The 8,291-nt window shown below is 59.9% G+C and carries 8 protein-coding genes, 1 tRNA gene and 1 pseudogene; 9 read left to right on the top strand and 1 reads right to left on the bottom strand.

Annotation, left to right across the window (positions count from 1 at the left end; all coding sequences use genetic code 11):
• Positions 1–1,262, top strand: a 1,262-nt coding sequence (locus ACOYIE_RS07210; protein ID WP_433411832.1) for an RQC domain-containing protein, incomplete at its 5' end; no start/stop codon positions are given.
• 83 nt (positions 1,263–1,345) lie between these two features.
• Here ACOYIE_RS07210 and ACOYIE_RS07205 read toward each other — a convergent pair.
• A complete protein-coding gene (locus ACOYIE_RS07205; protein WP_433411829.1) occupies positions 1,346–2,104 on the bottom strand; it encodes a MerR family transcriptional regulator in 759 nt (252 codons plus the stop codon).
• Between the two features lie 132 nt (positions 2,105–2,236).
• On the opposite strand from ACOYIE_RS07205, the gene pfkB reads away from it, so the two are divergent.
• From pfkB to ACOYIE_RS07165, 8 genes and pseudogenes are all read left to right on the top strand, one after another.
• Positions 2,237–3,157, top strand: a complete 921-nt coding sequence (gene pfkB / locus ACOYIE_RS07200) for a 1-phosphofructokinase (protein WP_433411826.1) — start codon at positions 2,237–2,239, stop codon at positions 3,155–3,157.
• A gap of 96 nt (positions 3,158–3,253) precedes the next feature.
• Positions 3,254–3,340 (top strand) — tRNA-Leu (locus ACOYIE_RS07195).
• Between the two features lie 326 nt (positions 3,341–3,666).
• On the top strand, positions 3,667–3,951 hold the full coding sequence (locus tag ACOYIE_RS07190) for a DUF1294 domain-containing protein (protein WP_433411824.1): 285 nt from the start codon (positions 3,667–3,669) through the stop codon (positions 3,949–3,951).
• Positions 3,948–5,114: a cation diffusion facilitator family transporter gene (locus ACOYIE_RS07185; protein ID WP_433411822.1), complete on the top strand. Its 1,167-nt coding sequence runs from the start codon at positions 3,948–3,950 to the stop codon at positions 5,112–5,114. Before ACOYIE_RS07190 ends, ACOYIE_RS07185 begins: the two co-directional genes overlap by 4 nt.
• 16 nt (positions 5,115–5,130) lie before the next feature.
• Positions 5,131–6,402, top strand: coding sequence for a dihydroorotase (locus ACOYIE_RS07180; RefSeq protein ID WP_433411820.1), 1,272 nt, complete (start codon positions 5,131–5,133; stop codon positions 6,400–6,402).
• A 16-nt stretch (positions 6,403–6,418) separates the two neighbouring features.
• Positions 6,419–6,976: a GNAT family N-acetyltransferase gene (locus ACOYIE_RS07175; RefSeq protein WP_433411818.1), complete on the top strand. Its 558-nt coding sequence runs from the start codon at positions 6,419–6,421 to the stop codon at positions 6,974–6,976.
• 91 nt (positions 6,977–7,067) lie between these two features.
• Positions 7,068–7,610 carry a stage V sporulation T C-terminal domain-containing protein gene (locus ACOYIE_RS07170; RefSeq protein WP_433411816.1) on the top strand — a complete coding sequence of 181 codons (543 nt, stop codon included), beginning with the start codon at positions 7,068–7,070 and terminating at the stop codon, positions 7,608–7,610.
• A 297-nt stretch (positions 7,611–7,907) separates the two neighbouring features.
• Positions 7,908–8,291 (top strand): annotated as a pseudogene (locus ACOYIE_RS07165) (electron transport complex subunit RsxC); the annotation flags it as partial.

Raw genomic sequence — 8,291 nt, 5'->3', positions numbered from 1 at the left:
CAGGCTTTGACCGGCCCAACCTGTATTTTTCGGTCGAGCGGCCGTCCTCCAAACCCAATGAGCTGCTGCGCCTGCTGTCCGCGCGCATGGGCAGAAGCGGCATTGTTTACTGCGCCACGCGGAAAACGGTGGAGGATGTGTGTGAAATGCTTTGCGCCAAGGGCATTCCGGCCACCCGCTATCATGCCGGACTGGAGCCGGAAGAGCGCCGCCGCAATCAGGAGGATTTTCTGTACGACGTCAAACCGGTTATGGTGGCGACCAATGCGTTCGGCATGGGTATTGACAAATCCAACGTCTCGTTCGCCATCCATTATAATATGCCCAAGAATATGGAAAGCTACTATCAGGAAGCCGGACGCGCCGGACGGGACGGCGAAGCGGCAGACTGCATCCTGCTGTACAGCGGACAGGATGTACACACAGCGGAATTTCTGATTGAGCGCAGCCGGGAAGCGGCGGATGAGACGCTGGATGCGCAGACCCGCCAGGCGCTGCTTGACCGTGACCGCGAGCGGCTGCGCCGCATGACGCACTACGTCACCACGACCGAATGCCTGCGGCATACCATCCTGCGCTATTTTGGAGAGGATGCGCCGCTTTTCTGCGGGCATTGCGGCAACTGCGATACGACTTTTGAGGAAGTTGACGCGACGGTGGACGCGCAGAAAATTCTGTCCTGCGTATACCGCCTGGCGGAACGCGGGCTGCATTTCGGCAAAATAATGGTTGCCTCTGTGCTGACCGGCAGCAAAAGCGAAAAAATCGCGCAGTTCCATCTGGATACGCTTTCAACCTATGGGATTATGTCCGGTGTGACGGCGGCGCGCGTGCGGCAGCTGATCGACGCGCTGCTCGAGCGCGGGCTGCTCCAAAGCGACCCCGACCGCTATCACGCGCTGTTTCTGACCGCCGCCGGCAACGCCCTGATGCGCGGACGCGGGGAGCTGCGCCTGCGTCTGCCGCGGGAGAAAAAGCCCAAAACGGCGCGGCAGGGGGAGGCTGCGTCTGGGGCGGATGAGGAACTGTTCGACCGTCTGCGTCTGCTGCGCGCAGAACTGGCAAAAGCAGCGCATGTGCCGCCCTATGTGATCTTTTCCAATGCCACGCTGGCCGATATGGCGGCGCGGCAGCCGATTACCGCGTTTGAACTGCTTGCCGTGCGCGGCGTGGGCGAGGCCAAGGCGCGCCGTTACGGAGAAGCGTTTGTGGAGGAGGTCAAACAGTACCTGCGCCAGCGAAAGCCGGCGGAAAACGGCTGATGAAGCGGCCGGATGACCGCTCCGCCGCAAAAGACTGCGGATATGAGAAATGCCGGGGGAAACGTCCCTCGGCATTTGTATTTTTACTGGGCCCAGCGCTGCACGGCGTCGCACAGGAACTGTGCGCAGCCCGGCACATTGCGGTCATAATAGGCGGTAAACCGCTCGTCCGCCGTATATCCCTCTGCCAATGCGCGGTGCGCTTCGGCGGTGTAGGCTTTCCACGTCATGCCCAGCCAGGTCTTGTGCAGACGAACGATGCGTTCGCCCGCAGGGCCTGCGGGGTCGTCGCCTGCCTGAACGGCAGTTTCCAGCGCCTGCTGCACTTCGGCTTTCAGCGCCTCAAAACGCTCGTAGTCCGCTTCCGTCATGCCGAGCAGTTTGGCGTTGGCGGCGTCAGCCTGCGCATCGCCGTATTTTGCGCGCACTTCGGCGCCGTATCGCTGCTCGTTTTGCTGCACGATGCGGTGCTTAAACGCTTCAAACTTTTCCATATCATTCATTGCGGTCTCTCCTTTCAGAGAACGGATGGTTTTTTGTACGGTTGCAATCAGGGCGGCGGTCTGCGCCTGCTGTGCGTACAGCGCCGACAAATGGCCTTCCAGTGCGCGCAGCCGGTCGAAATCGTCCGCCTGCACGATGCGGGCGATTTCTTTCAGCGGCACATGCAGCGCACGGTAGAACAGGATTTGCTGCAGCAGGTCAACCTGCTGCTCGCCGTACAGGCGGTAACCGGCCGCGGTCGTGCCGCTCGGCCGAAGCAGCCCGATCTCGTCGTAATATCGCAGGGTGCGCGCGCTGATCCCCGCCAGTTCCGCCAGTGTGTGAATGCTGTATTCCATCGTTTTTCGCCTCCCTGATCGTAGTATATCAGTTGACGCTGCGGCAAAGTCAAGCCGGAAAATAAAAAAATTTTGCTTCCTGCGGATAATTGCGGTATCATAATGAAAAGAGGGAACAAGGGAGGCGCTGGCATGATTTATACGGTTACGCTCAATCCGTCGCTGGACTATCTGGTCAGGACGGATCTGGTGCGGCTGGGCAGTCTGAACCGCACCTGCGGGGAAACACTGCGGCCGGGCGGCAAAGGGGTCAATGTGTCGATTGTGCTGTCAGCGCTTGGCGTACCCACGCGGGCGCTCGGGTTTATCGCAGGGCGCACGGGCGCGCTGTTCGCCTCGCTGCTGGCGGAGACGGGCGTGGAGCATGATTTTTGCCGCCTGCGCGAGGGAATGACCCGTCTGAACGTGAAAATTTCCGCCCGCGAACAGACCGAGATCAACGGAGCCGGACCGGCGATTGCAGCCGAGGCGCTGGACCGTTTGCTGGAAGATTTGGAAGCGCTGGGACCGGACGACTGGCTGGTGCTGTCCGGTTCGGTGCCGGCGGGCGTACCGGCAGATATTTATGCGCAGATGCTGCGGCGCGTGGCGCCCCGCGGGGTCAGGACGCTGGTCGATACGTCCGGCGACGCGCTCAAGAATGTGCTGCCGTATGGGCCGTCGATGATGAAACCCAACAGGGAAGAGCTTGATGAGCTGGTGGCAGGCGCGCCGCGCCGCCTTTCCGAGCTGGCGGACTGCGTCCGCGGGCTTCAGCGGGCGGGTGCGCAGGACGTGCTGCTGTCGCTTGGCGCGGAGGGCGCAATGCTGGTGCGCGCAGACGATGCGCCGCTGTACTTGCCTGCGCCGGAAGGCAGGGTGGTGCAGACTGTCGGCGCGGGCGATTCGATGGCGGCGGGCTGGCTGTATGCGCAGACGCGGGGACTGAATGCGGCGGAGTCGCTTCGTACCGCCGTGGCTGCCGGAACGGCCGCGGCCTGCTGCGGCTGGCTGCCGGGGCGGGAGGAGATCGAACGGGTGCTTGCGCGCACGGCTGCGCCGCGTGAAGTTTGAAGGGCTTCGCTGCCGCATGGCAGCGGGGAAAACAAAAACGCAAAGCGCTCGGGGAGGATTTGACAGCCTCTTTTCCGTCTGCTATAATACAACTACGCCGCCATGGCGGAACTGGTAGACGCAGGGGACTTAAAATCCCCCGGTAGCGATACTGTGCCGGTTCGATTCCGGCTGGCGGCACCAAAAAGCGCCTGCGACCTGAGGTCGCAGGCGCTTTTTGATCGTGCGAAAGAGAGGTAAGAGGGAACGTGCCGCGGAAGGGAGGGCCTGCGCGGCGCGTGTGCGGCATATGCCGTATTGCGGCGCGGATTGACGAATATATAATATATGTATCCGATGCGAAAAAAGCGCTTTTGACGCAGCGGCGTTTTGCCGTTCTGCTGTCCGCGCCTGTTTGGCGGTGCAGATGCAGTTTGCCGTTAGCCCCAGCTATTTTTCCGCTTTTCGCTTGGCGAGGGTGCGCGTATATGTTAAAATAAAAAATACCTGTGCGAAGGAGGCGTTCTGCCGTGTGGGGCGTATTGTATTATTTTATCGCGGTCAGCGCGGCGGGCGCAGCCGTATGTATTTATGACAAACTTGCGGCGCGGCGGGATTGGCGGCGGGTGCCGGAGCGCACGCTGTTCTTCTGGGCGCTGGCGGGCGGCGGACCGGGAGTGTATTTGACGATGCTGCTCATCCGCCATAAAACGCTGCACCGCCGGTTTATGCTTGGTATTCCGGCAATTATGATATTGCAAATTGCAATCATTATTGGCATATATAACATTTTGTATTCGAGGGGCGTATTATGACTGAATTTTTGATTCGTACCTTTGTCCATGATGCGGATGATCCGCGGAACAACCGCGTGCGGGAAAGGTATGGCGTACTGTCGGGCGCAGTGGGAATTGCATGCAATGTGCTGCTGTTTGTTCTGAAACTGGTGATCGGACTGCTGACAGGCTCTATTTCGATTGCGGCCGATGCGTTCAACAACCTGTCGGACGGTCTTTCCTGCCTGATTTCCATTGTGGGGTTTAAGGTTTCCGGCAAGGAGCCGGATGCAAAACACCCCTTTGGTTATGGCCGCACCGAGTATATTGCGGGTCTGGTGGTATCCTTTATTATTGTGCTGGTGGGCGTTGAATTTTTCAAAACATCGGTGGACCGCATCATTCATCCGGCAGCCGTTGCCTTTTCGCCTGTGCTGCTCGGCATTCTGGCAGTGTCTATGCTGGTGAAATTATGGATGGGAGCGTTCAATGTCAACATCGGCCGCCGGATTGATTCCCCTGTGCTGATGGCGGCCGGTCAGGACAGCCGCAACGACGTCATCACAACCGGCGTTGTGTTGCTCGGCATGGTTGCAGGCCGGTTTACCACACTGCCGGTGGACGGATATGTGGGCGTACTGGTTGCAGCGTTTATCATCTGGGCCGGCATCGGCATTGCGCGGGATACGGTCGAACCGCTGCTGGGCGAGGCGGCCGATCCGGAGATCGCCGAAAGCATTGAAAAGATCGTTATGGAATCCGACCATATTGTTGGCGTACATGATTTGATTGTGCATAATTATGGCGCCGGGCGCTCGCTGGCTTCGCTGCATGCCGAGGTCCCTTCCAATGCGGATTTTGTCGCCGTGCATGAGGTAATAGACGAGGCGGAAAAGCGGGTCTGGCAGCGCACGGGCGTTTATCTGGTCATCCATATGGACCCGATTGATGTGGATAACGCCCATGTTGCCGCCCTGCGCGAGCAGGTGGACGCTGTGCTGCGCAGCATCGACGAGACCTTTTCCATGCACGATTTCCGCGTGGTGGACGGCGAGCGCCAAATCAACCTGATTTTTGATATCGTCGTGCCGTTTGGTTATGATAATGACGCGAAACGAAATTTGATGATTACAATTCGCAATAAATTAAGGGAAATTGACAAAAGGTATAACCCTATCGTCACCTTTGACCATCAGATGTAAGGCGGGAGGACTGGAAATGCTGCTGATTCAGAATGGACGGGTGCTTGACCCGTATACGAACACCGATGCGCCGCGCGATGTGCTGATCGGAGAGGACGGCGTAATCGAGCAGGTTGCGGCGCGGATTGAGGCGCCCGCAGGCTGCACGGTATACGATGCGGCAGGGCTGACGGTTTCGCCCGGCTTTGTGGACGGGCATGTGCATTTCCGCGACCCTGGCCAGACACAGAAGGAGGATGTGCTGACCGGCGCGGCGGCGGCGGCAAACGGCGGCTACGCCACGGTCATCTGCATGGCGAATACGCTGCCCACCTGTGATACGCCGGAGACCATCGCCTATGTGACCGAAAAAGCGAAGGACTGTCCGGTGGAGGTATTGCAGGCCGGCGCAGTGACATACGGACTGAAAGGGGAGCGTTTGACCGATTTTGCCGCGCTGCGGGCAGCGGGAGCGCCCTGCCTGACCGACGACGGCATCAACCTGACAAACGCGGGGCTGTGCCGCACGGCAATGGAGCAGGCCGCGGCGCAGGGGATGCTGCTTTCCTTCCATGAGGAGGAGCCGTCGCTCGTCCCCTCGCCGGGCGTGAATTACGGCTCGGCGGCGGCGCAGGCGCTCGGCGTGCCGGGCGCGATGGTAAGCGCGGAGACCGCGATGATCGCGCGCGATATCGCGCTGGCGCTGGATACCGGGGCGCGGGTGCTGTTCCAGCATGTCAGCGCGGCGCAGTCGGCGGCGCTCATTCGGGCGGGCAAGCAGCTCGGCGCGCAGATCTATGCGGAGGTTACGCCGCACCATCTGGCGCTGACCGAGGACGATGTGCTGCGCCACGGCACCTATGCGCGCATGAATCCGCCGCTGCGCACCGAAGCCGACCGGCAGGCGCTGATTGAGGCGCTGGCGGACGGCACGATCGACATGATCGCCACCGACCATGCGCCGCACACGGCGGAGGAAAAGGCGCGGGAATTTGCCAAAGCGCCTTCGGGCATTACCGGACTGGAAACGGCGTTTTCGGTTTGCAACACGGCGCTGGTGCAGACCGGCCGCCTGCCCCCCATGCAGCTCATCCGGCGGATGAGCCAGGCGCCGGCAGAGATTTACGGGCTGACCGGCCGCGCGGTCGTTCCGGGGCATTTTGCACGGCTGGTGCTGCTCGACTGGACGGGCGAAAAGGTGTATACGTCCTACCACTCCAAGGCGGCGAACACACCGTTTACCGGCATGCCGCTGACCGGCGCGCCGCGCGCCATCGTGACCGGCGGCCGTGTGACCGTATGCGGATAAAAGGAGAGAACATGCCATGATGGAGTTGAGCCGCCTGACCGATGACCGGAGCGAGCTGTTCGCCCGCGCGATGGCGCTGTACGGGAACAGCTTTCCGGTGTATGAGCAGCGGGAGCCGGCATCCCAACGGCGCTGTATGGCGCTGCCCGATTATCATTTTGACCTGATTTGGGAGGAAGGACGCTGGGCGGGCGAGATCCTTTACTGGGAAACCGAGGATTTCCTCTATGTGGAGCACTTCTGCACGGTGCCGGAAGTGCGCGGACAGGGCTGCGGCCGCCGCGCGCTGGACTGTCTGTTCCGCAAAGGCAAAACCGTGATTTTGGAGATCGACCCGCCGGAAGACGCGCTTTCCGTGCGGCGCAAGGGCTTTTACGAGCGGGCGGGGTTTGCGGTCAACCGGTTTGCGCATGTGCATCCGCCCTATAACGCGGGCTATGCGGGACATGCGCTGGTCGTTTTGTCGTGGCCGCAGGCGCTGACCGAGCAGGACTACCGGCGGTTTGCCGACTATCTGCACGGCCGCGTGATGCGCGATTGCTTTGCAGCAGGTGCGGCAAACGGCGGCAGGTGAAAAAATTGCCAGCGCTGCGGCTACATAATTAACCGGCGCAAAGTCATACTACCTCCATAACCAGAAATTTCGTATGGGAGGGAATCGTATAATGAAGGCAACCGGCATTGTGCGCCGCATTGACGATTTGGGGCGTGTTGTGATTCCGAAGGAGATCCGCCGCACCCTGCGTATCCGCGAGGGCGACCCGCTGGAGATATTTACGGACCGAGACGGTGAAGTGATTTTCAAAAAATATTCCCCGATGGGGGAACTGGGCGCGGTGGCGGCCGAACTGGCCGAGGCGCTCGCGCGCACGGCGGGGCTGAGCTGCGCCATCTGCGACCGTGACGCGGTGATCGCCGCGGCGGGCGGCGCGAAAAAGGATATTTTGGAGAAAAACATTTCGAATGAGCTGGAAACATTGATGGAGCAGCGCGTTCCGTATGAACGCGGCCAGGGAGATGCGCCCGATGTTATGGTATCTGCACAGGATATCTATAGCGTGCTTGTGGCCGTGCCCATCATTACAGAGGGCGATGTGACGGGCTGCGTCGCTTTCGTCAGTGAGGATGAGAACGCGCGGACCGGCGAGGTGGAGGCCAAACTGTGCCAGACGGCCGCGCAGTTTCTGGCCAGGCGCGTTGCGGTATAACCGGAAAACGATGGAAGCGGACTGCTGGAGCAGTCCGCTTTTCCTTTTGTGGAGTGATGTTCAAAATGATAATTTTGTCGACAAAATGGAGATGCGCACAACCGGCTTTGGAAAAAGAAAAGAAATTTTTTTGAAAATAGATAAATTTTTTGCGTTTTGGGGTTGCTTATTGGGCGGTAGAAACAGTATAATCTAACTTGTAAGGCTGTGCATACGCACGGCCTGCCAATTTCATTAGAAGATGGAACCGCACACAGTGCGGCTCTTCTTGCGCAAAATAATAGAGAGGTGAAAAACATGGTGTATTCGTTCCGTGGCGGCATTCACCCCGGCACCCACGCAGACCCGGGTTACAAGGCCGCGACAAACACCAAGCCGATCGAGAAGCTGGCACTGCCCGATGAGGTTATCCTGCCGGTCTCCATGCATATCGGCGCCCCGGCAAAGCCGATCGTTAAGGCCGGCGATACCGTGGATCTGGGACAGCCCATTGCGGAAGCCGGCGGCTTTGTCAGCGCGCCCGTGCATGCAACGGTGTCCGGCAAGGTGAAGGCTGTGGAGCCCCGCCTGCATCCGAACGGCAGCAAGGTTCTGTCCATCGTGATTGAAAATGACGGAGAGGACCGCCTGCATGAATCCGTGCATCCGTACGATTTTGCCGGCATGACCAATGAAGAGCGC

The sequence above is a fragment of the Agathobaculum sp. genome (assembly GCF_050946325.1).
Taxonomy (GTDB): domain Bacteria; phylum Bacillota; class Clostridia; order Oscillospirales; family Butyricicoccaceae; genus Agathobaculum.
This window is presented reverse-complemented; position numbering and strand designations above follow the sequence as displayed.

Excerpts from the sequence above, each read along its gene's own strand:
- ACOYIE_RS07205 (WP_433411829.1), bottom strand. The coding sequence starts at position 2,104 with ATGGAATACAGCATTCACACACTGGCGGAACTGGCGGGGATCAGCGCG.
- pfkB (WP_433411826.1), top strand. The coding sequence starts at position 2,237 with ATGATTTATACGGTTACGCTCAATCCGTCGCTGGACTATCTGGTCAGG.
- ACOYIE_RS07185 (WP_433411822.1), top strand. The coding sequence starts at position 3,948 with ATGACTGAATTTTTGATTCGTACCTTTGTCCATGATGCGGATGATCCG.
- ACOYIE_RS07180 (WP_433411820.1), top strand. The coding sequence starts at position 5,131 with ATGCTGCTGATTCAGAATGGACGGGTGCTTGACCCGTATACGAACACC.
- ACOYIE_RS07175 (WP_433411818.1), top strand. The coding sequence starts at position 6,419 with ATGATGGAGTTGAGCCGCCTGACCGATGACCGGAGCGAGCTGTTCGCC.
- ACOYIE_RS07170 (WP_433411816.1), top strand. The coding sequence starts at position 7,068 with ATGAAGGCAACCGGCATTGTGCGCCGCATTGACGATTTGGGGCGTGTT.